This is a genomic window from Pseudomonas sp. PvP001, assembly GCF_040546375.1.
Taxonomy (GTDB): domain Bacteria; phylum Pseudomonadota; class Gammaproteobacteria; order Pseudomonadales; family Pseudomonadaceae; genus Aquipseudomonas; species Aquipseudomonas coleopterorum.
Genome location: NZ_JBEPNQ010000001.1, coordinates 4,271,919 through 4,293,289, shown reverse-complemented (window position 1 = coordinate 4,293,289; position 21,371 = coordinate 4,271,919). Strand labels below are relative to the sequence as shown.

Genomic DNA, 21,371 nt, shown 5'->3' with positions numbered 1-21,371 from the left:
GTTCGACACACCCCAGGAACGTATGGACTCGGTCCGCCAGGACGATGCCTCCATCGGCGGCCTGCTGCGGCAGTTGACGCGCGAGGTGCCGGAGCTGTTCACCAAAGAGCTGGCACTGGCCAAGGCCGAAATGCAGCAGAGCCTGACCACGCTGAAGGCGGGCATCGCCGCCGTGGCGGGCGGTGCGATCGTGCTATTGGCCGGTTTCATCATCCTGCTGATGGCGGCCGTGTATGGCCTGGGTAACGTGATGCAACTGTGGCTCGCCGCGCTGATCGTGGGCGGTATCACCGTGATCGTCGGTTTCATCATGTTGCAGTCGGGCAAGAAGCAGTTCGAAGCGTCGCACTTCACGCCGGACCGGACCCTGCACGCCATGCAACAGGACAAGGAAGCATTGAAGAGGAAAGTCTCATGAGCAGCTCATTGAATAGCGATCTGGACAAAAGCCCGGAAGACCTGGAACGCGAGATCGACGCCAAGCGTGCCAGCATCAGCAATCTGGTCGATTCCCTGGAAAGCCGGTTCACGCCGGGCCAGTTGTTCGACCAGGCCCTGTCGTACACCAAGGGCAACGGCGGTGAGTTCTTCCAGAACCTGGGCACGACCTTGAAGAACAATCCGGTGCCCACGGTGCTCACCGGGGTCGGTCTGGCCTGGTTGGCGATGAATCAGAACAAGCCATTTCAGCCCGGTTCGATGTCGAGTGGGTCGGGGTTGGGCGGGAAGGTCAGTCAAGTGGTGGATCAGGTCAGCCAGGCGTTCTCGGGTGCGGGTGATCGCCTGAATGGCGCGGCCGATACGGCGCGTGACCACGGACAAAGCCTGCGCTCCAAGGCGGGTGACCTGTCTGACCGGGCCACTGATTCTCTGGACGCTACGGCAAGCCAGCTCACCGACAAGGCTCATGACGTCGGTCAACGCGTGCAGGAGCAGGCCAGCGAGGTGAAAGGTCAGTTCGAGCAACTGCTCAAAGAGCAGCCGTTGGTGCTTGCGGCCATCGGCATTGCTCTGGGAGCGGCGTTGGGCGCGGCATTGCCCTCGACGCGCAAGGAAAATGAGTTGATGGGACAGACGCGAGATGACCTGGCCGATACGCTCAAGTCCAAGGGGCAGGAAGCCTATGCGGTTGCCAAGGATACGGTGAAGCAGGCGACCGACAAGGCACCCGAACCGTCCGCCGCACCGTCCCCTGTCACGCCTGCCATGGCGAGCCAGGGTACGGACCTGTCCTCAGGGCTGGGCATGAAGCCCTGAACCCGGCAGAACACCAGGCAAACCCTGACGCGGCACCTGTAGCAGCGGCGCGAGCCGCGTCGGCGGTGGATACGGTGTAACAGTCGGACCGCGTCGTGGCCGGACGCGGCTTGCAGTGCCTGTAGCAGCGGCGCGAGCCGCGTCGGCGGTATATACGATGTAACTGTCGGACCGCGTCGTGACCGGACGCGGCTTGCTCCGCTGCTACAGGGGCTAGGATTTGCCGAAGAGCTTCTTGCCAAGGGTGACAACGGCCAGGACCACGGCGCCGGTAAGGATACCGGTCAGCGCGTCCACCAAGGTGCTGGCCACCGTGCCCATCACGCCACCACCGGCCAATGCCACCGCTGCTTCGCTGACGTGATGCACGAATGGCAGGCCGTGGGCGATGATGCCGCCACCCACCAGAAACATGGCGATGGTGCCCAGAATCGATAACACCTTCATCAACACCGGCGCCAGCCACAGCAGACCATTGCCCAACGCCTGGCTGGCCGATCCGGTTTTCTGCTTGAGGTACAGCCCCACATCGTCCAGCTTGACGATGCCGGCCACCAGCCCATAGACACCGACGGTAATCAGCACCGCCGTGATCACCAGCACGCCGACCTGGTCCAGGAAGGGCCGCGTGGACACCACCCCCAAGGCCAGCACGATGATTTCCGCCGAAAGGATGAAATCGGTGCGCACCGCGCCTTTGATCTTGTCCTTCTCGAACGCGACCATATCGACCTTGGCATCGGCCATGGCAGCCTTGCGCTGCTCAAGGTCAGCAGCCGAGTCCTTGTGCAGGAACTTGTGCACCACCTTTTCGAAACCTTCGAAACACAGATAGGCACCGCCGATCATCAACAGCGGCGTGATCAGCCACGGCGCGAACGCGCTGATCAACAGCGCCGCCGGCACCAGGATCGCCTTGTTCAGCAAGGAGCCCTTCGCCACTGCCCAGACCACCGGCAGTTCGCGATCCGCCTTGACCCCGGTGACCTGTTGGGCGTTGAGCGCCAGATCGTCCCCCAGCACCCCAGCGGTTTTCTTCGCGGCCAGGGAAACGTCGTCGAGCAGGGTCGCGATATCGTCGAGAAGCGTCAGCAAATTGCCTGCGGCCACGGGGAGCATCCTTATGGGTGAGTTAGGTGGCTGACGCATGGGACCCCGGCTTAGTTCCCCGGCGGGCCGTTGTTGAGCGCTCGGCAAGGCCGGTGCTACCATCGCAGACCCTCCGGCGCGGCCGGATGCCACTGCGCAGAAACAAGGATCTTTGCCCACCATGAGCAGTATTCGCGAGCGCAACAAGGCCCTCATCCTGCGTGCGGCGAGCGAAGAATTCGCCGACAAGGGTTTCGCCGCCGCCAAGACCCAGGACATCGCCAGCAAGGCCGGCGTGCCCAAGCCCAACGTCTACTACTACTTCAAGTCCAAGGAAAACCTCTACCGCGAGGTGCTGGAAAGCATCATCACGCCAATCCTGCAGGCCTCCACGCCGTTCGATACGGCCGGCGAGCCGCAGGCGGTGCTGCGCGCCTATATCCGCTCCAAGATCCACATCTCCCGCGCCCTGCCCTTCGCCTCGAAAGTGTTCGCCAGCGAAATCATGCACGGCGCGCCGCACCTGAGCGCCGATCAGGTCGAGCAGCTCAACGCCCAGGCATTGCACAACATCCAGTGTCTGCAGACCTGGATCGATCGTGGGCAGATTGCCCCAGTGGACCCTCATCATCTGATGTTCAGCATCTGGGCCGCGACGCAGACCTACGCCGACTTCGACTGGCAGATCGCTTCGATCACCGGCAAGGCCAAGCTCGACGACAGCGATTACGAAGCAGCCATCGACACCATCACGCGCCTGGTGCTCAAGGGCTGCGCGCCGGAATAGAACCTCCTCGCAACACCGGCGACGACGTCGGCGCACAGCCTTGCACCGACGCGGCAAAGCTCCTACGCTGTGCGCCTTCTTGGGAACCCCTTTGCCATGACCACTCTGCGTGATCGCCTGTACGTCGTCGTCTTCCAGAGCGACACCCCTGCCGGACGCCGCTTCGACAAGACCTTGTTGCTGATCATCCTCGCCAGCCTGCTGGTGGTGATCATCGACAGCGTCGAGACGGTGCACAGCCAATACGCCGACCTGTTCGCCTGGATCGAATGGGGCTTCACGTTCATTTTTGCCGTGGAGTACCTGCTGCGCCTGTACTGCTCGCCCAAGCCGCTGCGCTATGCGTTCAGCTTCTACGGCCTGATCGACCTGCTGGCGATCGTCCCCGGCATCCTGGCCATCTACTACAGCGACGCCCAGTACCTGATGATCGTGCGCGTGGTGCGCATGCTGCGGATCTTCCGCGTGCTCAAGCTCAGCCCGTACCTGAAGCAGGCCAACTACCTGCTGGCGGCCCTGCGTGGCAGTCGGCAGAAGATCATCGTCTTCCTGGTCAGTGTCAGCACCCTGGTCACGGTGTTCGGCACGCTGATGTACGTGGTCGAGGGCCCACAGAACGGTTTCGCCAACATTCCCACGGGCATCTACTGGGCCATCGTCACGCTGACCACGGTAGGGTACGGCGATATCGTACCGATCACGCCGATCGGCCAGGTGCTCTCGGCGATGGTGATGATCACCGGTTATTCGATCATCGCCGTGCCCACCGGCATCTTCACTGCCGAACTGGCCAACGCCATGCGCAGCGAAGGCCTGCAGCACGAGTGCGGGGTGTGCCACAAACGCAGCCACGAACAGACTGCCTCGTTCTGCTCCCAGTGTGGCAACGCGCTGTTCAAGAAAGCGCTATAAGCACCGCCCTTTTTGATCTAATCGCCCCCATAACGCCTGGCCGCGGGGCGCAGGCATAATGCCGCCTATTTCCAAGAACGCTCGAAGAGGGAACTGCAGTGAAAAAATTGATCGGTGCCTCGCTGTTGGCGGCAGGCTTGGGCCTGACCAGCCTGGCCCAGGCCGCGCCCAGCCTGCTCAACGTCTCGTACGACGTGATGCGCGACTTCTACAAGGACTACAAACAGTGCGTTCCAGAAGCACTGGCAAGCCGAACACAACGAAGCCATCACCGTGCAGATGTCCTTCGGCGGTTCGAGCAAGCAGGCGCGTTCGGTCATCGACGGTCTGCCGGCGGACGTCATCACCATGAACATGGCCACCGACATCAATGCCTTGGCCGATAACGGCAAGTTGGTGCCCGACGACTGGGTCACGCGCCTGCCGAACAACAGCGCACCGTTCACCTCGGCGACCGTGTTCATCGTGCGCAAGGGCAACCCCAAGGCGCTGAAGGACTGGCCCGACCTGCTCAAGGACGGCGTGCAGGTCATCGTCCCCAATCCCAAGACCTCCGGCAACGGGCGCTACACCTACCTGTCGGCCTGGGGCTATGTGCTCAAGAACGGTGGCGATGAAAACAAGGCCCGCGACTTCGTCGGCAAGCTGTTCAAGCAGGCACCGGTCCTGGACACCGGTGGACGCGGCGCGACCACCACGTTCATGACCAACCAGATCGGCGATGTGCTGATCACCTTCGAGAACGAAGCCGAAATGATCGCCCGCGAGTTCGGCCGCGATCAGTTCGAAGTGGTGTACCCCAGCGTTTCAGCCGAGGCCGAGCCACCCGTCAGCGTGGTCGACAAGGTCGTCGACAGAAAGGGCACGCGTGCCGCGGCCGACGAATACCTGAAGTACCTGTGGTCGCCGGAAGGTCAGGAAATCGCCGCCAACAACTACCTGCGTCCGCGTGATCCAGCGGTGCTGGCCAAATTCACCGATCGCTTCCCGAAAGTCGAATTCCTTTCGGTGGAGAAAACCTTCGGCGACTGGCGCAGCGTGCAGAAGACCCACTTCAACGACGGCGGCGTGTTCGACCAGATCTATACCGGCCAATAACCGCCGCGTTCAAACCTCAGGGATGCTTGCGCCCCAAGCCAGCCGGCACGCCGGTGGTGTCGGTGGCTTCCCATGGGCCTTTGGGGCTGGTGGCCCAGCTCCAGCCGTCGTTCCAGCGGTAGTAAGTGCGCTGGCGATAGTAGGTGTCAGGCTGGTCTTCGAGCACGTAGACGCCCAGGCTCGGGTCCCAATGACTGGCACCGCCCGGAGGCGGGGCGAAGCTGGCCGAGGTCCGCGGCATCGGCTTGGGCGCGGGTGGCGTGGGCGTCGCAGGTGGGGCTGGAGTGGGCGCGGTGCTCGGTCCTGTCGGTGGCAGGGTCTGCACCGGTGGCTGCGGCGCAGGTTCGGACGGGCGCTGCACGGCGCAGGCACTCATGCCCAGGGCCAGGCCGATGACGGCCATTCGAGCTAAACGGTTCATGGCATCTCTCTACAGGTCAGGGCTGTCGATCATCAATTGCTGCACGGCGGCGCTGTCGCTGGCGATCGGCGCACCTCGCGCCAGCCATTCGCCCTGCGTGGGCTGGCCGGCCCTGGATATCCGGGCGATCAGTTGGACTTCGGGAAAGTTCGACAGTTTCAGCTGCGGCATCATCGCATCGCTGTCCGCCAGTTCGACCTGGGCCGGCAGGTCGGCGACCGTCAGGCGCTTGACCGCCAGTGGCATGGGCGGCCCGGACACCGCGCGGGCAAAGACGAACACGCTGTCGCCCGGCTGGACCCTGGCCGCCACGGCGGGTGCCAGGGCCACCTGCACCTTCAATCCGGTGCGTGCCGAAGCGGGCTGGGAGACCGGTGACCTGCCAGCGGCGGCCAGTTGGCCACGAGCCCGTTCGATTCCGCCCTGCAATGCCGTGCGCGCGGGGTCCTTGTCCGGGAGGGTGGCCTGCAGGCGCTCCCAGTAAGCGATGGCCTTGTCGAAATCGCGCCCTTCGAACGCGGCAATGCCGACCAAGCCCAAACTGGTGGCTTCCTTCGGATCACCCAGCAGGGCTTCGTCAGTGAGTGCCTGGATCTGCTCGGACCATTTCTTGCCTGCAGCGAAATACAGCGCTTGCGCCCACTGCCCCAGTACCTCTGGCTGACGACCGCTGAGTTTTGCGGCGCGCTCGAACAATTCGGCTGCCTGCGCCGGCCGGTTCTGCGCCATGTAGGTCCGACCCAAGATGTACACCCCCTCCACAGCTTCCGGCTGCATCTGCACAGCCTGTTCCAGGCGCGCCGTCATTTGCGCCATGGAGGTCGGCGGTACGGCGAACTCGCGGCTCAACTCGACCTGGTCGCTGGCGCCATAGTGCAGGTACAACACGAGCCCCAGCACCGGCACCAGAACCGCAGCCACCAGCGGTATCGAGCGGCCCAGACGGGTGTCAGCGACCACTTCCCCGCCCTCGGTATCGGCCAGCAACTCGCGGGCGGCCTCGGCCTGGCCGCTTTCCAACTGAGCGGCTGTCAATACGCCTGCAGCCTGTTGCGTATTCAGTTCGGCCAGGCGCTCTTGGTACAGCGCCACGTTGAGGGCGGTGCGGTCCTGCTCGGGCTGGCTGCCACGGGCACGCAGCAACGGTATCAGCAGGAAACCCAGGGCGAGCAGCAGCAACAGGCCGGCAGCGAGCCAGAAATCGATCATGGGCGGTCTTCATCCAACGGTTTTTGAGCGAGCAACGTGGCCAAACGGGCGCGTTCGGCGGGGTCGAGATCCCGCGGGCTGGTGGCGGGTTGCCTGCGCCGACGTCGCAAGGTCAGCGCGATCACGCCCACGCCGACCACCAACAAAACTGCCGGGCCGAACCAGAGCAATCCGGTACGCGCGGTCAGCGCTGGCTTGTAACGGACGAACTCACCGTAGCGATCGACCATGAAGTCGATGATCTGCCCGTCATCCTTGCCCTCGGTCAACAGCCGATGGATCTCGCGGCGCAGGTCACTGGCGATGGGCGCATTGGAATCGGCGATGTCCTGGTTCTGGCACTTGGGGCAGCGCAGTTGCTGGGTCAATTGGTGAAAGCGCTCGCGCATCTGGTCGTTGGCGAACTGATAGGTATCGATGGCAGCCCGTGCCACGCCGGACAGGCTCAACAGCAGTATTAACAGCATCAGCCAGCGCTTCATGGCCGGGCCTCGTCGAGCAGCGCCTGGTACAACGGCGCCAGTTGCTCGCGCCAAACGGTCTGGTCGATGACCCCGACCCACTTGTGGCGAATCACGCCCCTGGCGTCGATAAGGAAGGTCTCCGGTGCGCCGTACACACCCAGGTTCAAGCCCAGGCTGCCGTCCTTGTCGTTGATGTCCAGCGTGTAGGGATTGTGATAATCGGCCAGCCAGCGCCGTGCTGCCACGTTGTCATCTTTGTAGTTGATGCCGTAGATCAGCACGCCCTGCTCGGCCAGCGTGTTGAGCACGGGATGTTCGACGCGGCAGGCCACGCACCAGGTCCCCCAGACATTGACCAAGGCCGGCTTGCCCAGCAGATCGGCTCGAGTCAGCGTTCGTTGGCCCTGAGTGTCAGGCAGGCTGAACTCGGGAAACGGCTTGCCGATCAGGGCCGACGGCAACTGCGCGGGGTCAAGATAGAGCCCGCGGTAGAGCAGCACGGCCAGCACCAGAAAAGCCCCCAGCGGCACCGCCAACAGCCAACGCTTCATGCCACGGCCCCTTTGCCCAATACGTCACGCACACGCGCCTTGACCTTGATGCGATAGCGCCGGTCCAGTGCGGCGAGGAAGCCGCCCAGACCGGTCATCAGCCCACCCAGCCAGATCCAGCGCACGAATGGCTTGACGTGGATCCGCACCGCCCACGCGCCGTTTTCCAGGGGTTCGCCCAGCGCGACATACAGGTCGCGGGTGAAGCCGGCATCGATGCCGGCCTCGGTCATCACCGATTGCTGCACGCTGTACAAGCGTTTTTCCGGATGCAGCAGGCTCACTTGCACGCCATTGCGCAGGACTTGAACACTGCCCCGCTGGGCGCTGAAATTCGGTCCCCGGTAAGGCTCGGCGCCCTGGAAGATGAACTGATAGCCACCCAGATCGACCGCATCGCCCGGCGCCATGCGCAGATCGCGTTGGGCACTGTTGTGGCTCGACAACACCACGCCCAGGGCACAGACGGCTATGCCCAAGTGAGCCAGCTGCATGCCCCAGTAGCTGCGCGGCAAGCCGGCAATGCCGCGGGGCAGGCCCTTGTGACGGGTCTTGTCGTGCAGGTCGCGCACCCCGGCCAGCACCACCCAGGCCGCCAGGGCGAACGTGCTCAGCACCTGCCAGGCGAAATCCCCCAGGCACCAGGCGGCCAGCGGCGCCAGCACGGCACTGCCGAGCAGTACCGGCACCAGCATGCTACGCAGCCAGGCGGTCGGCGTGTGTTTCCAGCGCACCAGCACGCCAACGGCCATGGCCAGCATCAGCATCGCCATGAGGGGCACGAACAGCGCATTGAAATACGGTGGACCGACCGACAGCTTGGCGCCGGTCAGCGCATCCAGCGCCAGCGGGTACAGGGTGCCCAGCAGAATCATCGAAGCGGCCACCACCAGGATCAGGTTGTTGCCCAGCAGCAGGGTCTCCCGCGACCACAGGCCGAAGCCCACATGACTCTTGACCACCGGCGCGCGCAGCGCGAACAGCGTCAACGAGCCGCCCACCACGAACAACAGGAAGATCAGGATGAACACCCCGCGAGTCGGATCCGAGGCGAACGCGTGCACCGAAGTCAGCACACCGGAGCGCACCAAAAACGTCCCCAGCAGGCTCAGGGAAAACGCGGCGATGGCCAACAGTACCGTCCAGCTCTTGAACACGCCGCGCTTCTCGGTGACCGCGAGCGAATGGATCAGCGCGGTGCCGACCAGCCAGGGCATGAACGAAGCGTTTTCAACCGGGTCCCAGAACCACCAGCCGCCCCAGCCCAGTTCGTAGTACGCCCACCACGAACCCAGGGTGATGCCGATGCCCAGGAAGCTCCAGGCCACCATGGTCCAGGGGCGCGACCAACGCGCCCAGGCGGCGTCCAGCTTGCCGCCCAGCAGCGCGGCGATGGCGAAGGCGAAGGCCACCGAAAAGCCGACGTAGCCCATGTACAGCATCGGCGGATGGACGATCAGACCGATGTCCTGCAGCAACGGGTTGAGGTCGCGACCGTTGGCCGGAATCTGCGGCAGCACGCGGGCGAAGGGGTTGGACGTGAGGATCAGGAACAACAGAAAGCCGACGCTGATCATGCCCATCACCGCCAGCACCCGGGCCAGCATGACCTGGGGCAATTGCCGCGAGCCGATCGACACGGCAAAGGTCCAGCCGCCCAGGATCAGCGCCCACAGCAGCAACGAGCCCTCGTGGGCACCCCATACGGCGCTGAACTTGTAGTACCAGGGCAATGCGCTGTTAGAGTTCTCGGCCACGTAGCGCACGGAAAAATCGTCGTTCAGAAAGCTTACAGCCAGGCACGCGAACGCCAGTACCAGGAAGGTGAACTGGCCCCAGGCGGCCGGCCGTGCCAGGCTCATCCACAGTCGATCACCGCGCCAGGCGCCCACCAGGGGCACGCTGGCCTGGACCAGGGCCAGACACAGCGCCAGGATCATCGCCAAGTGGCCCAACTCGGGCACCAGCAGAGCACCGATCATTGCGAAGCTCCCATTCGGCCGGAATCCTTCAAGGCCTTGGTGACCTCAGGCGGCATGTATTTTTCATCGTGCTTGGCCAACACCTCGTTTGCTTCCACAACGCCGTTGGCGTTCAAGGTGCCCAGGGCGACGATGCCCTGCCCTTCGCGAAACAGATCGGGAAGGATCCCGCGGTAGGTGATTGTGACGCTGTGCTGGAAGTCGGTGACCACGAAGCGCACATCCAGCGAGTCGCCGGAGCGTTGCAGCGAGCCCTTTTCGACCATGCCACCGGCGCGAATGCGCGTGCCCGTCGGCGCCTCGCCATTGGCGATCTGCGTGGGCGTGTAGAACAGGTTGATGTTCTGCTGCAATGCGCCAAGGGCCAGTCCGACGGCGAGGGCGACGCCGGCCACCAGGGCGAGGATCAGCGTCAGGCGTTTGCGCCGTTGCGGTTTCACGGTCGGCCCTCCCGGCGCAGACGTCGCACCTCTTCCTGCAGGTAGCGTCGCCGCGCCAGTAGCGGCCCGGCCACGTTGACGATCAGCACCAGCAGGCACAGGCCATAGGCCGACCAGACATAGACGCCATGGCGGCCCATGCTCAGAAACTCGGCGAACGAAGTGAAGCTCATGGGCCGACCCTCGGTTTCAGTTCACCGGCCAGGTATTCCTGAACCCAGCGGCTGCGGGCCTCGCGCCGCAGCACTTCCAGGCGCATGCGCAGCAGCAGTACTGCACCGAAGAAACAATAGAAACCCAGGACCGTGAGCAACAGCGGCAGCCACATCTGCGCGGGCATCGCCGGTTTTTCGGTCAGGCTGAAGGTGGCGCCCTGGTGCAGGGTGTTCCACCACTGCACCGAGTACTTGATGATCGGAATGTTGACCACGCCGACGATGGCCAGCACTGCGCAGGCCTTGGCCGCGTTTTCGCGATTGCCGATGGCCTGGCCCAGGGCAATGAGCCCCAGGTAGAGAAACAACAGGATGAGCATGGACGTCAGGCGCGCATCCCAGACCCACCAACTGCCCCAGGTCGGCTTGCCCCAGATGGCGCCGGTGGCCAGCGCCAGTAAAGTCATCCAGGCACCCACGGGCGCGGCGCATTGCAGTGCGACGTCGGCGATCTTCATCTTCCAGACCAAACCGACCACACCGGCCAGGGCCATCATCACGTAGCAGGACTGGGCAAGCATGGCCGCGGGCACGTGGATGTAGATGATGCGAAAGCTGTTGCCCTGCTGGTAATCCGGCGGAGCGAAGGCCAGGCCCCACACCACGCCTGCACCGATGAGCAGCGCCGCCGCCATGCCTAGCCAGGGCAGCACCCGCCCGCTCAGGGCATGGAACGCCTTGGGCGAGCCGAGCTTGTGAAACCACGTCCAGTTCATCACCTTGTTCTTCATGACCCCGTATTCAAAAGCATGAGCCAGTCGCACACCCGGCCTCGTCCGTTCATTCGCCGACACTGATCTTGAGCCCGGCCGCGATCGCGAAGGGCGCCAGGGTCACGGCCAGTGCCGTCAGGCTGCCCAGCCACAACAGGTAGCCAGCGGTCGGCAGCTGCTGCAACGACGCCTGCAGCGCGCCACTGCCCAGAATCAGCACCGGGATGTACAGCGGCAGGGTCAGCAAGGCCAACAGCAGGCCGCCGCGCTTGAGCCCGACGGTCAGCGCCGCCCCCACTGCGCCCAGCAAGCTGAGCACCGGCGTGCCGAGCAGCAACGAGGCCAGCAGCACCGGCAGGCACCGTTCGGGCAAGCCCAGCATCAGGGCCAGCAGCGGTGAAACCAGCACCAGCGCCAGCCCGGAGAACGCCCAATGCATCAGCACCTTGGCCAGCACCAACACTGGCAAGGGGTGCTCGGACAGTACCCATTGCTCGAGCGAGCCGTCTTCCAGATCGCTGCGAAACAAGCCGTCGAGCGACAGCAGCACCGCCAGCAACGCGGCCACCCACACCAGGCCTGGGGAAAGGCTTTGCAGCAGCTGCATCTGCGGCCCGACGGCCAGCGGGAACAGCGCAACCACGATGGCGAAAAACACCAGAGGATTGGCCAGCTCTGCGGGTCGCCGACAGAGCAGTCGCGCTTCGCGCTTGAGCAACAGGACGAAGACACTCATGCCGCGTTCGCATCCAGTTCCAGTCGCCGGTAGCGATTCGGCGTCCGCCCCAGCACATGGTGTGTGGTCAGCACCACCATGCCGCCTCGCTCGCAGTGGTCCACCAGATGCCGCTCCAGCTGCTCGACCGCCTGCGCATCGAGCGCGGTGAAGGGCTCGTCGAGAATCCACAACGGCGGGCCGGGCAGATACAGACGGGCCAGCGCCACGCGGCGCTGCTGACCGGCCGAGAGCCGTTGGCACGGCACGTCTTCGAAGCCGCGCAGACCGATGGCCGCCAAGGCCGCCCAGATACGCTCGCGGCTGGCTGGCGTATGCAGCGCGCACAGCCAGGCGAGATTTTCCTCGGCGCTCAGGGCATCCTTGATCGCCGTCGCATGGCCGATCCACAGCAGCTGGCGAGCTCGTTCGCTGCGCTGCACTGGGCTGGCGAAGGCGACGTGCCCTTCTGCAGGCTGCATCAGCCCGGCCAGCAGGCGCAGCAGACTGGTCTTGCCACAGCCGTTGGGCCCGCACACCTGGAGCATGTCGCCCGCGGCCACCTGGACCTGCAGATGCTCGAACAGCAGGCGCCCATCGCGGTCGCAGGCAAGATCGGTGGCGTGCAGGTATGGGGTCAAGAATCCGCCTCATCGGGTTCGGTCGCAGGTTACGGCACCGTGCCGCACTCAAGTTTCGCAGGGCAAGGCCGCTATACTTCCATGGCGCTGTGTAGCAGAGCCGGCCGCCGTGGCCGCGCATTATACATGCGCAGTCTCTGCCCAAGGGCGTAACCGACACAGGTTTCATCATGCCTGATCTGATCAGCAACCTCGCCGCGCTTCCCACCGCCAGCGGTGCCGCGCGCGCCAGTGCGTCGAACACCGAGACGGTGAAGATCACCCAGCCCCTGGACAGTTTGCTGGCCCTAGGCGAAACGGTCGATGCCGAGGTGGTGTCGGTCAAGGCCGGCGCGCAGGACTTTCAGTTGCTGTTGCGCCTGAGTCTGGCCGGCGGCGGCGTGGCGACGATCACCGCCAGCAGCCTGCAGCCCGTGCCGCAAGGCACCGCGTTGCTGGTGTCGCATCTGGCCGGGGGCGCGGCGCTGGTCACCACCCAGGAGCGCGGCAATAACGCACCGGTGACCCTGACGCGCATCGACACCCAGGCCCTGCCGGTCGGCACGCTGTTGCAGGGCAAGGTCAGCAGCAGCCAGATGCTGCCGCAGATCGCCGGGCAACCAGCGGTGTACAAAGCGATGGTGACCTTGCTCAATACGGCCCAGGCCGGCAACATTCTGGCCATCGAGAGCCCTCAGCCTCTGCGCCTGGGCAGTCTGCTCAGCGCCCAGGTGATGAGTGACCAGAGCCTGAATTTCGTGCCCTTGAGCGGGCGCATGGACCAACTGGCCGTGGCCCAGCAACTGGGTGCCCAGCAAGCCCGGCAGGGTTCGCTCGACAGCCTGCTGAGCCTGGTGCAAAACCTGAGCCAGAACCCCGACCTGGCGCCGCCGACCCGCGCCGGCCTGGAACGCCTGCTGGCCAGCCTGCCGGACGTGCAGCAGATGGCCGATCCGAAAACCGTCGCCCAGGCCGTGGTCGCCAGCGGCGCGTTTCTGGAAGCCAATCTGCTCAACGGACAACCGGCCCCCGATCTCAAGTCGGCGCTGCTGCGCCTGATGGCGCAGATCGCGCCGGGCGCGCTGCCCAATCCGGCAGCGCAACCGGCGGTGGCGGCCAATGTCCTCGCTCAGGTCCTGCCGGGACGGGTGCGCAATGCCTTGAATGCCTGGGGGCAGGTCAGCGAAAAGACCGTGCCGGTGAGTTTCCCCCTGCCTGCCCGCACCGCGCAGAAAGGCGAAGGCGAGGACGACCTCGAACACCTGCTGCGCCTGGCCGGTGCAGCGGTGGCGCGGCTGCAGAGTCATCAGCTCGCCGGTCTGGAGCAAACCGGGCGCACCCCCGATGGCGCCACGCAGACCACCTGGCAACTGGAGATTCCCATGCGCCATCTGCACGACTTCATCCCGCTGCAGGTCAAGGTGCAACGCGAAGATCCGCCACCGGACCAGCAGCCCCCTGACAAGAACGAGCCCAGGCCCGCCCAGGAAAAGATCTGGCGCCTGGACCTGGCCTTCGATCTGGACACGCTGGGCCCGCTCCAGGTGCAGGCGCAACTGGCCCATGGCAGCCTGTCGAGCCAACTGTGGGCACAGCGTCCGGACACCGCCCTGCTGATCGAAAACCAGCTGGACAATTTGCGCCAGCGCCTGCAAGCCACCGGCTTGAACGTGGCTGATCTGCAATGCCATCAAGGCACCGCACCGCAAGGTGCTCGTACCCGTCTGGAGCAACGCTGGGTGGATGAAACCGCATGACCGAACGAGCCCCGCGCCAAGCCATTGCCCTGCGCTACGACGGCCAGAAGGCCCCTACCCTTACCGCCAAGGGCGACGATGAGCTGGCCGAAGCGATCCTGGCGATGGCCCGCGACTATGAAGTGCCGGTCTACGAAAATGCCGAGCTGGTGAAGATGCTGGCACGCATGGAACTGGGTGACAGCATCCCTCAGGAGTTGTATCTGACCATCGCAGAGATCATCGCCTTCGCCTGGCACCTGCAAGGCAAGACGCCTTCCGGGTTCGAGTTCGCGCCTATGCCGAGCGAGCGCGATATCACCCCGAAGGCCCCGTAAAGCCTGGGTCCGAAGGCCGCTTTCCACTCCTCGGCGCGAGCCTCCGGCGGCCGCCTCGCCGGCCTGCTTTGGGTCGGTTCGCCGCCGACCCCGGCAGCCGGCGCCCTACATAGTTACCACGTCCACCGACTGCGCCGAACGAATCATGGCCCGGCACGACTTCCCGTGCCCATAGAGGAATACCGCCATGACTTCCCCATTCATCAGTAGCCAAGGCGTTCAAGCCGTCCGTGATTCCCTCAAGGCGTACCCCAGACCCGACCGTGCCGCCGCCGATGCGGTGCACCAGTGGGCAGCGAAGCACGGCCTGGACCTGAATCCCGACAAGGTCGACGCCGTCACCCTGCACTATCAGATCAAGGGGCAGCGCTGCATTGCCCGTGTCGTGCAGAAGCTCACCATGACTCAGGCCCTGCTGTCCAACTGGCAAGGCGAGTCGGACAACAACCTGATCGGCGCTGCACTGCATGAGGCCTGGGCGGGCAATCCGCCGCCCTACCCGATCACCCTGGTCGACCATCTGGACGAACACAGCCTGTTCAACAACAGCGCGCCGTATCAGGTGTACAACGGCCTCTACCGACAAGTGACGCCGGCGAGCTATGACCAGGCCCACCATGTACGCATCGGCGCCGAAGCGTTTCAAAGCTTCATCTGGCACCTGGACTTCCAGAAGCCCTACAAGCAGATGCTCAAGGCGTACTGGAAAGACGGGCTGCAGGCCTACCGCGATGCGGCCAAGGTCAATTTCATCGCCGCCTGCAACCGGCAGATCAGCCAAGGCAGCCTCACCGACGCGGGACGCGTGCTGGCCTGGCAGGTCGCCGGCCTGCAGACGCGCGCTCACGGCGTACACGTCGCCTGCCTGAACGTCTACGGTTATGTCGCCACCAACCTGCTGTGCCTGAAAAACAGCAAGACCGGGCTGACCCTGCTGTACATCCCCGGCAACAGTTCGCCGTTCCACGAGTTCGCCGACGAATCGTCGATGAAGCGCTGGGTGGCCGATCAGTGCAAGCACCCGCACACCCGTCAAGCGTTGGAGGCGCATTTTCCACCCGGTGACGAAGCCGACACGCTGGGCTTCAGCGGCCTCACTACCGCGCTGACGGGGCTGGGTTTGTACCCCGAATATCACCATTTCGACCCTGACAAGCACCCAGGCTTCGCCACCAGCGGCCTGTGGGTGCCGCACGACACGGTCAACTATCGGACAAGCAAATACAGCCCGCCCATCGACGGCGACCTGTTCATGGCCATGGCCCGCCACCAGAAACGGCGCAGCGAGCAGGATGCCGACTTCATCATCAACACCGACAGCTCGGTCACCAAGGAAAAATGGCGCGGCTACTTCGTCTCGGCGATCAATACCCTCGCACCGATCGCGATGGTGATACCGGAACTGGCGCCGATCTTTGCCTTGGGCGGCGTCGTTCAACTGGGCTTGGCGCTGGATCAGGCGATCAACGGCAAAACCCTGGAAGAGCGGGCCGCAGGCGCCGAGGATGCCGTCTGGGGCGTGCTCAACGCGGCGCCCCTGCTGCACGTGGATATCCCGGAAAACCCGACGATCTTCCGCTTCAAACGGCCCGAGTTCATCGTTCCGGCACGCATCAACGACCAGATCGGCTATCCCTTGAGCCCGCTCCAACCCCCTCGCCTTCCAGCCCTGGAACCGATCGTGGAACAGGCCTTCAGCCTGCCGGCTGCCATGGCACCCGCAGCCGAAGCCGGTCCGAGCATCGCCGATGCCGTGATCAGGGTGCCAAGCTACAGTGGCCAGAGAGATACCCTGGAATGCGAGATCGATGGCTACATGGCCCACGTGCATTACGACCTGCAACACGACGCCTTCATCAACAATGCGGACCTCAACGAGCTCGATCCGCCCTACTACATCGGTCCGCGGCCCGGTCAACGATCCATGACCCGGCTGGAGAACGTCGAGCGTCCCGTGACCGATGCACAGCGGATGGAAACCCTGCAGGGCCTGGGGGTGGACTTGATACTGCCCATGAGCCTGGGTGAATTGCGTCCGCCCTCGATGAAGCCCATTCCGAAGTCGATCTCCTGCATCTGGGTAGGCAACAAGTTGATCAGTCAGACGCTTCTGGAGAATGTGGGCCGCAACGCGGGCCTGTTGCTCGAAAGCGATTACACGTACCAGCTGTACCTCTCAACCGCCTCGCCCAAGGCCTATGCGCGCAATGTACAGTTGCTGACCAAGTACGCACCATCCATGGACGTCCTGCCCCTGGAGTCCCAACCGTTCTACGCTGAATTCAAGCGCAGCCGCTACTACCGTCAGTACCACGCTGCCATCGACGGCAATGGCGGTGCGGGCACCAACTTCGCTTCGGCCTCGGACGTGCTGCGTTATCGAGTGCTCTACAGCCAGGGCGGGCTGTACATGGACATGGATGACAGCATCCTGCAGCCTGGGGAGAGAACCCCGCTCGGACAGCCCGCCGAGCACATCGACAACGTGCCATTGGAGACCTCGGACCGAGGCCTGATTCTCTCCGTACCGCTGTCCAACGAAACTCTGGACATGAACATCCAATACAACAACAGCATGATCGGCAGCCACCCAGGCAACCCGACCCTGAATGCGATATCGGACAAATTGCTGGAGCGCTTCGAGGCGCACCCGGACTTCTATGACAGCCGTCCGGATGCCCTGCAGGATCTCGAAGGCTTCCATCGCTATGCCATAGCCTTGAGTCACATCAGCGGTCCGGGCGTGCTCAACGAAGTCATCACCGATCGGCTGCTCGAACTGGCGCAGTACCGCGAAGTTTGGAACATCACGGCACTGCCGGTACGGGACAGAACAGGGGTGCTCAATTGGTCCGGGTACTTCGAGGCGGCCAACGCACTGACGCCGCTGTCTCGCTTTTCCCAGGTCGGCAGCAACTTGAGCTGGACCCACACGTGATCCGCATCACGCCTACATAATCACCGCGCATGCGGTTTCGCCAACGCCAACCTCCAGGGCCTCTACAGCAGGCCTTGGAGCCCTCCATGCACACCAACGATCTCTCCATCAACGCCCAGGCCTTGGCCTTGGCATTTGCACGCGCGCTCGTGCCTTAACGACCTGGAGCGGTGTCATTTTCAGGCTCTGATACAGGGTCGCCAGATGATGGACGAGGTGCCGCCGCCGGCCACTGCCAGCCTGCGGCAACGTGAAGACACCCTACGGACGCTGGGCGTGGACCTGAGCTGGGCCTCTACCTGAGACAGGCGTCACGAGGGCACCGCGACCGCACCGGGGGTGGCAGGTAAAGGCCTGGATCGAATCAACCGCGGTGCAGCTTGCTCATCAACTCGGCCTCGGCCTGCGTCAAGCCGCAGGCCTGGGTCAGCTCGTCCACCGAGGCGCCCATGGCCACCAGCTTGCCGGCCTGAGCGAACGACAGGCTGCCGGGGTCGCGTTGCTCGAGCTGCGCCAGCTTCTCAGGCAATGGCCCGACCACTGCACGCAGTTCGTGCAACGCCTCGCCAAGGCGCACGTTGAGGTTCTGGTAGTCGTCCAGGCGCTTGCTCAGCTCGCGCAGCCGCTGATCGCGCAGTGCGTCGCCAGCCGCCTGTTCGGCGGCCAACTGGCGCTGGCTTTTCTGATAGGACAGGAACAACGACACCGTTCCGACCCACAGCACCGCCAGCAGGACTACAGCGACCTCGAAGATCACTCAGATATTCTCCAGCTCGGACCACTCTTCCTCGGACATCATCTTGTCCAGCTCGACCAGAATCAGCAACTCGCCGTTCTTGTTGCACACGCCCTGGATGAACTTGGCCGACTCGTCATTACCGACGTTGGGGGCGGTCTCGACTTCCGACTGGCGCAGGTAGACGACTTCGGCGACGCTGTCGACCAGAATCCCCACCACCTGCTTGTCGGCCTCGATGATGACGATGCGCGTATTGTCGCTGACGTCGCTGGACTGCAGACCGAAACGCTGGCGCGTGTCGATCACCGTGACCACGTTGCCGCGCAGGTTGATGATGCCCAGCACGTAGCTGGGTGCTCCGGGCACCGGCGCGATCTCGGTGTAACGCAATACCTCCTGCACCTGCATCACATTGATGCCGTAGGTTTCATTGTCCAGGCGGAAGGTGACCCATTGCAGAATCGGATCTTCGGAACCTTGGGCAGACGACTTCTTCATGCTACTAACCCCTCAAATGCCATGACGGCGGCGTGTTCATTCAATTCTTGATGACAGTGTTGGTGATGGTGGCAGCGGTGCGCTTGCCCGGCGCCGAGTCCACCGCGCGCAGATGCCGTGCGCCGCCACTGGCGATCAGCTCGGCCAGTTCGGCGACGTCCAGCAGCGCACACATGTGTTCGATGACCGTTCCTGCCAGCCACGGGCGCTGGCCGCGCTGGCTGCGCCACTTGATCTCGCCGGGGTCCAGGCGCAGCGAGCGGCTGACCTGATGCACGGCCAGCCCCCACTCGTAGCCCTGCACCGAGATCACGTACTGCAAGCCGTCGCGAAAGTCGTCGCGATAGCGGTCGGGCATCACCCAGCGCGCGGTGTCGAGCACCTTCAGGTTGCCGCTGTTGCTGGGCAGGATGCCAAGAAACCAGTCGGGCTGGCCGAACAACGGCGTCAGGGTCTGGCCGGCCAATGCGTAGATCGAACCCAGGCACACCAGCGGTACGGCCAGGGTCAGGCCGGCCACGTCGAACAGCAGGCACTCGAACGGCTCGGCGGCCCAGCTGGGGCGGCCATCGACCGCCGCCAGCAAGGGGCGCGTGCCCACCGCCGGCAAATGCACGTCGGCCACGGGCGAGACGCGTTCGGGCTCGGCGGTGGGCAACGGATCGGCGACCGGCATGGGTGCCGGGGCTGCCTGGAATGGCGCCGGCTCCGATTCCGGTACGATCAGTGGGGCCGGTACCGACCGCAGGCTGACGGCATCGCGCGCCTGCTCTTCGAGCACGGCGGCCTGGAACTCGTCGAGGCGGTCCTGGCCGGGGTCGAGTTCAAGCTCCAGGGCTTCGGTGGCTTCGTGCAGCAGGCTGTCCAGGTAGGACTGCAAGGCCACCTGTGGCCGCTGGGCAATATCGACGGGACGGTTCATCAGGCTACCTGCGCGACAAGTTGTTGAGCCAGCAAATGCTTGAGCAAGGCACGGTAGGCGACCACGCCGCGGCTTTTGCCGTCGAAGCGCGAAGGCGTCTGCCCGGCCCGGCTGGCATCGCGCAGACGGGTGTCGACCGGGATGTAGCCCGGCCACAGATGTTGCGGGTAATCGTCGCGCAGGGTGCGCAGGGTGCTCAGCGATGCCTGGGTACGCCGGTCGAACAGGGTCGGGATGATGCTGTACGGCAATGCCTGGCGCCGCGAACGGTTGATCATGGTCAAGGTACTGACCATGCGCTCCAGGCCCTTGACCGCCAGGTGCTCGGTCTGCACCGGGATCACCAATTGCTGGCTGGCCGCCAAGGCGTTGACCATCAGCACGCCCAGCAACGGCGGGCTGTCGATCACGGCGTAGTCGAAATCCTGCCACAGTTGCGCCAGCGTCTTGGCGATTACCAGGCCAAGCCCGCTCTGCCCCGGTTGTTGCCGCTCCAGCGTGGCCAGTGCGGTGCTCGACGGCAACAGCGAGACGTTGGCCTCGCTGGTCGGCAGCAGCAACTGGTGGGCGAGGCCTGCGGGCACCGCCCCCTTGTGCTGGAACAGGTCGAAACAGCTGTGCGCCAGCTCGTCCGGATTGTGCCCGAAATAACTGGTCATCGAGCCGTGTGGATCGAGGTCGACCACGACCACGCGCTTGCCTGCCTCGGCCAGCAAACCCGCCAAGGCGATCGAGGTCGTGGTCTTGCCGACCCCGCCTTTCTGATTGGCTACTGCCCAGACTCTCATGATGGTGGTTTCCCCTCGGTCAACGGCTACCGAGACAGTGATGTTTCAAGTTATGGGCCGGGCGGCGGACTTTTGACAGAGCCAGCCGCCGACGGCGCGTTTAGCGGCGTCAGTGCAGTTTGTGTGCCAGCACGACGCAACGCCGCATCCGGCTGCGCATTGGCACTGCCGGAACTGGTGATGCTGCGACGTACGTCAAGGTTGCGCGAAATGACCAGCACCACCCGACGATTGCGCCCTCGCCCATCGGCGGTGGCGTTGTCGGCCACCGGCTGAAATTCGCCGTACCCGACTGCGGCCATGCGCCGTGGGTCGATCCCTTCCAGGGCCATCATGCGCACGATACTCGCCGCCCGCGCGGTCGACAGTTCCCAGTTGGTCGGGTACTGCGCCGTGCTGATGGGCTGGTTGTCGGTGAAACCCTCGACATGCACCGGGTTGTCGAAAGGCTTGAGAATGGTTGCGACCTTGTCGATGATCGAAAACGCCATGTCGCTGGGCATGGCATCGCCGCTGCCGAACAGCAGGCTGGACTTGAGCTCGATCTCGATCCACAGCTCGTTGCCGCGCACCGTCAGTTGATCCGAGGCGATCAGGTCGCCGAATGCCTGACGCACATCGTTCGCGATGGTCTGCAGCGGATCGGCCGCCTCGCCGATGGCCGCTTGCGACTGCTCGCTGTCAGTCACCAACGGCTGCGCCGGACGGGTCGTCAAGGGCCGCTCCTCGCCGATCGGGATCGGTCGGGTGCTGCGGTCCGGGTCGTTGAACACACCGACCAGCGCTTGTGAGAGCACCTTGTACTTGCCTTCGTTGATCGACGAGATCGAATACATCACCACGAAGAACGCGAACAGCAAGGTGATGAAATCGGCATAGGAGACCAGCCAGCGCTCGTGATTTTCCGGCTCTTCAACGCGACGACGACGGGCCATGGCA

General features: G+C 64.2%; 23 protein-coding genes and 1 pseudogene. 8 read left to right on the top strand and 16 right to left on the bottom strand.

What is annotated here, in order from left to right:
* The first annotated feature begins 22 nt into the window (after positions 1–22).
* Positions 23–418 carry a phage holin family protein gene (locus ABMD26_RS19700; protein WP_167649354.1) on the top strand — a complete coding sequence of 132 codons (396 nt, stop codon included), beginning with the start codon at positions 23–25 and terminating at the stop codon, positions 416–418.
* Positions 415–1,257 carry a DUF3618 domain-containing protein gene (locus ABMD26_RS19695; protein WP_354311320.1) on the top strand — a complete coding sequence of 281 codons (843 nt, stop codon included), beginning with the start codon at positions 415–417 and terminating at the stop codon, positions 1,255–1,257. The genes ABMD26_RS19700 and ABMD26_RS19695 overlap by 4 nt, the downstream gene beginning before the upstream one ends.
* Before the next feature lie 213 nt (positions 1,258–1,470).
* Here the strand turns inward: ABMD26_RS19695 and ABMD26_RS19690 are convergent, their stop codons facing one another.
* A complete protein-coding gene (locus tag ABMD26_RS19690; protein ID WP_167649341.1) occupies positions 1,471–2,367 on the bottom strand; it encodes a DUF808 domain-containing protein in 897 nt (298 codons plus the stop codon).
* Between the two features lie 160 nt (positions 2,368–2,527).
* On the opposite strand from ABMD26_RS19690, the gene ABMD26_RS19685 reads away from it, so the two are divergent.
* The 3 genes and pseudogenes from ABMD26_RS19685 (at position 2,528) to ABMD26_RS19675 (ending at position 5,143) form a co-directional block, all read left to right on the top strand.
* Positions 2,528–3,133 carry a TetR/AcrR family transcriptional regulator gene (locus ABMD26_RS19685; RefSeq protein WP_049858757.1) on the top strand — a complete coding sequence of 202 codons (606 nt, stop codon included), beginning with the start codon at positions 2,528–2,530 and terminating at the stop codon, positions 3,131–3,133.
* Positions 3,134–3,229: 96 nt separating this feature from the next.
* The gene (locus ABMD26_RS19680; protein ID WP_354311317.1) at positions 3,230–4,045 is read left to right on the top strand and encodes an ion transporter; all 816 of its coding nucleotides are present in this window, start codon (positions 3,230–3,232) and stop codon (positions 4,043–4,045) included.
* 98 nt (positions 4,046–4,143) lie between these two features.
* Positions 4,144–5,143: pseudogene (locus ABMD26_RS19675) on the top strand (sulfate ABC transporter substrate-binding protein).
* A gap of 16 nt (positions 5,144–5,159) precedes the next feature.
* Here the strand turns inward: ABMD26_RS19675 and ABMD26_RS19670 are convergent.
* The 10 genes from ABMD26_RS19670 to ccmA form a co-directional block, all read right to left on the bottom strand.
* On the bottom strand, positions 5,160–5,564 hold the full coding sequence (locus tag ABMD26_RS19670; protein WP_049858760.1) for a hypothetical protein: 405 nt from the start codon (positions 5,562–5,564) through the stop codon (positions 5,160–5,162).
* A 9-nt stretch (positions 5,565–5,573) separates the two neighbouring features.
* Positions 5,574–6,773 (bottom strand): c-type cytochrome biogenesis protein CcmI, encoded by a 1,200-nt coding sequence (gene ccmI / locus ABMD26_RS19665; protein ID WP_354311315.1) that lies wholly within the window; start codon positions 6,771–6,773, stop codon positions 5,574–5,576.
* On the bottom strand, positions 6,770–7,255 hold the full coding sequence (locus tag ABMD26_RS19660) for a cytochrome c-type biogenesis protein (protein ID WP_354311312.1): 486 nt from the start codon (positions 7,253–7,255) through the stop codon (positions 6,770–6,772). Before ABMD26_RS19660 ends, ccmI begins: the two co-directional genes overlap by 4 nt.
* Positions 7,252–7,788, bottom strand: a complete 537-nt coding sequence (locus tag ABMD26_RS19655; protein WP_192068002.1) for a DsbE family thiol:disulfide interchange protein — start codon at positions 7,786–7,788, stop codon at positions 7,252–7,254. Before ABMD26_RS19655 ends, ABMD26_RS19660 begins: the two co-directional genes overlap by 4 nt.
* Entirely contained in the window at positions 7,785–9,755 is a 1,971-nt protein-coding gene (locus ABMD26_RS19650; RefSeq protein WP_354311848.1) for a heme lyase CcmF/NrfE family subunit, read from the bottom strand. Before ABMD26_RS19650 ends, ABMD26_RS19655 begins: the two co-directional genes overlap by 4 nt.
* Positions 9,756–9,766: 11 nt before the next feature.
* Complete coding sequence (gene ccmE / locus ABMD26_RS19645; RefSeq protein WP_354311310.1) at positions 9,767–10,210, bottom strand: cytochrome c maturation protein CcmE; 444 nt, start codon at positions 10,208–10,210, stop codon at positions 9,767–9,769.
* The gene (gene ccmD, locus ABMD26_RS19640; RefSeq protein WP_354311307.1) at positions 10,207–10,383 is read right to left on the bottom strand and encodes a heme exporter protein CcmD; all 177 of its coding nucleotides are present in this window, start codon (positions 10,381–10,383) and stop codon (positions 10,207–10,209) included. Before ccmD ends, ccmE begins: the two co-directional genes overlap by 4 nt.
* Entirely contained in the window at positions 10,380–11,144 is a 765-nt protein-coding gene (locus ABMD26_RS19635) for a heme ABC transporter permease (protein ID WP_354311847.1), read from the bottom strand. The genes ccmD and ABMD26_RS19635 overlap by 4 nt, the downstream gene beginning before the upstream one ends.
* Positions 11,145–11,205: 61 nt before the next feature.
* Complete coding sequence (ccmB, locus tag ABMD26_RS19630) at positions 11,206–11,874, bottom strand: heme exporter protein CcmB (protein ID WP_134723162.1); 669 nt, start codon at positions 11,872–11,874, stop codon at positions 11,206–11,208.
* The gene (gene ccmA, locus ABMD26_RS19625) at positions 11,871–12,494 is read right to left on the bottom strand and encodes a cytochrome c biogenesis heme-transporting ATPase CcmA (RefSeq protein WP_354311305.1); all 624 of its coding nucleotides are present in this window, start codon (positions 12,492–12,494) and stop codon (positions 11,871–11,873) included. Before ccmA ends, ccmB begins: the two co-directional genes overlap by 4 nt.
* Before the next feature lie 170 nt (positions 12,495–12,664).
* On the opposite strand from ccmA, the gene fliK reads away from it, so the two are divergent.
* The 3 genes from fliK (at position 12,665) to ABMD26_RS19610 (ending at position 17,485) form a co-directional block, all read left to right on the top strand.
* On the top strand, positions 12,665–14,230 hold the full coding sequence (gene fliK / locus ABMD26_RS19620; RefSeq protein WP_192067992.1) for a flagellar hook-length control protein FliK: 1,566 nt from the start codon (positions 12,665–12,667) through the stop codon (positions 14,228–14,230).
* A complete protein-coding gene (locus ABMD26_RS19615; RefSeq protein WP_134723165.1) occupies positions 14,227–14,547 on the top strand; it encodes an EscU/YscU/HrcU family type III secretion system export apparatus switch protein in 321 nt (106 codons plus the stop codon). The genes fliK and ABMD26_RS19615 overlap by 4 nt, the downstream gene beginning before the upstream one ends.
* A 187-nt stretch (positions 14,548–14,734) precedes the next feature.
* Positions 14,735–17,485: a dermonecrotic toxin domain-containing protein gene (locus tag ABMD26_RS19610; RefSeq protein ID WP_134723166.1), complete on the top strand. Its 2,751-nt coding sequence runs from the start codon at positions 14,735–14,737 to the stop codon at positions 17,483–17,485.
* Between the two features lie 364 nt (positions 17,486–17,849).
* On the opposite strand, the gene ABMD26_RS19605 is transcribed toward ABMD26_RS19610, so the two are convergent.
* Genes ABMD26_RS19605 through motD form a run of 5 tightly spaced genes read right to left on the bottom strand, consistent with a single transcriptional unit; the run spans position 17,850 to position 21,367 of the window.
* Positions 17,850–18,242: a DUF2802 domain-containing protein gene (locus tag ABMD26_RS19605; RefSeq protein ID WP_134723167.1), complete on the bottom strand. Its 393-nt coding sequence runs from the start codon at positions 18,240–18,242 to the stop codon at positions 17,850–17,852.
* A complete protein-coding gene (locus ABMD26_RS19600) occupies positions 18,243–18,722 on the bottom strand; it encodes a chemotaxis protein CheW (RefSeq protein WP_049858774.1) in 480 nt (159 codons plus the stop codon).
* 40 nt (positions 18,723–18,762) lie between these two features.
* Complete coding sequence (locus ABMD26_RS19595) at positions 18,763–19,644, bottom strand: CheW domain-containing protein (protein WP_134723168.1); 882 nt, start codon at positions 19,642–19,644, stop codon at positions 18,763–18,765.
* The gene (locus tag ABMD26_RS19590; protein ID WP_049858776.1) at positions 19,644–20,432 is read right to left on the bottom strand and encodes a ParA family protein; all 789 of its coding nucleotides are present in this window, start codon (positions 20,430–20,432) and stop codon (positions 19,644–19,646) included. The genes ABMD26_RS19595 and ABMD26_RS19590 overlap by 1 nt, the downstream gene beginning before the upstream one ends.
* Before the next feature lie 50 nt (positions 20,433–20,482).
* Complete coding sequence (motD, locus tag ABMD26_RS19585; protein WP_122743485.1) at positions 20,483–21,367, bottom strand: flagellar motor protein MotD; 885 nt, start codon at positions 21,365–21,367, stop codon at positions 20,483–20,485.
* Positions 21,368–21,371: the final 4 nt, after the last annotated feature.

Bases quoted from the DNA above. Each gene is read 5' to 3' on its own strand.
- ABMD26_RS19660 (WP_354311312.1), bottom strand. From the start codon at position 7,255: ATGAAGCGCTGGCTGATGCTGTTAATACTGCTGTTGAGCCTGTCCGGC.
- ABMD26_RS19685 (WP_049858757.1), top strand. From the start codon at position 2,528: ATGAGCAGTATTCGCGAGCGCAACAAGGCCCTCATCCTGCGTGCGGCG.
- ABMD26_RS19680 (WP_354311317.1), top strand. From the start codon at position 3,230: ATGACCACTCTGCGTGATCGCCTGTACGTCGTCGTCTTCCAGAGCGAC.
- ABMD26_RS19595 (WP_134723168.1), bottom strand. From the start codon at position 19,644: ATGAACCGTCCCGTCGATATTGCCCAGCGGCCACAGGTGGCCTTGCAG.
- ABMD26_RS19615 (WP_134723165.1), top strand. From the start codon at position 14,227: ATGACCGAACGAGCCCCGCGCCAAGCCATTGCCCTGCGCTACGACGGC.
- motD (WP_122743485.1), bottom strand. From the start codon at position 21,367: ATGGCCCGTCGTCGTCGCGTTGAAGAGCCGGAAAATCACGAGCGCTGG.
- ABMD26_RS19670 (WP_049858760.1), bottom strand. From the start codon at position 5,564: ATGAACCGTTTAGCTCGAATGGCCGTCATCGGCCTGGCCCTGGGCATG.
- ccmB (WP_134723162.1), bottom strand. From the start codon at position 11,874: ATGAGTGTCTTCGTCCTGTTGCTCAAGCGCGAAGCGCGACTGCTCTGT.
- ABMD26_RS19695 (WP_354311320.1), top strand. From the start codon at position 415: ATGAGCAGCTCATTGAATAGCGATCTGGACAAAAGCCCGGAAGACCTG.
- ccmD (WP_354311307.1), bottom strand. From the start codon at position 10,383: ATGAGCTTCACTTCGTTCGCCGAGTTTCTGAGCATGGGCCGCCATGGC.
- ABMD26_RS19655 (WP_192068002.1), bottom strand. From the start codon at position 7,788: ATGAAGCGTTGGCTGTTGGCGGTGCCGCTGGGGGCTTTTCTGGTGCTG.
- ABMD26_RS19600 (WP_049858774.1), bottom strand. From the start codon at position 18,722: ATGAAGAAGTCGTCTGCCCAAGGTTCCGAAGATCCGATTCTGCAATGG.
- ccmI (WP_354311315.1), bottom strand. From the start codon at position 6,773: ATGATCGATTTCTGGCTCGCTGCCGGCCTGTTGCTGCTGCTCGCCCTG.
- ABMD26_RS19590 (WP_049858776.1), bottom strand. From the start codon at position 20,432: ATGAGAGTCTGGGCAGTAGCCAATCAGAAAGGCGGGGTCGGCAAGACC.
- ABMD26_RS19610 (WP_134723166.1), top strand. From the start codon at position 14,735: ATGACTTCCCCATTCATCAGTAGCCAAGGCGTTCAAGCCGTCCGTGAT.
- fliK (WP_192067992.1), top strand. From the start codon at position 12,665: ATGCCTGATCTGATCAGCAACCTCGCCGCGCTTCCCACCGCCAGCGGT.
- ABMD26_RS19700 (WP_167649354.1), top strand. From the start codon at position 23: ATGGACTCGGTCCGCCAGGACGATGCCTCCATCGGCGGCCTGCTGCGG.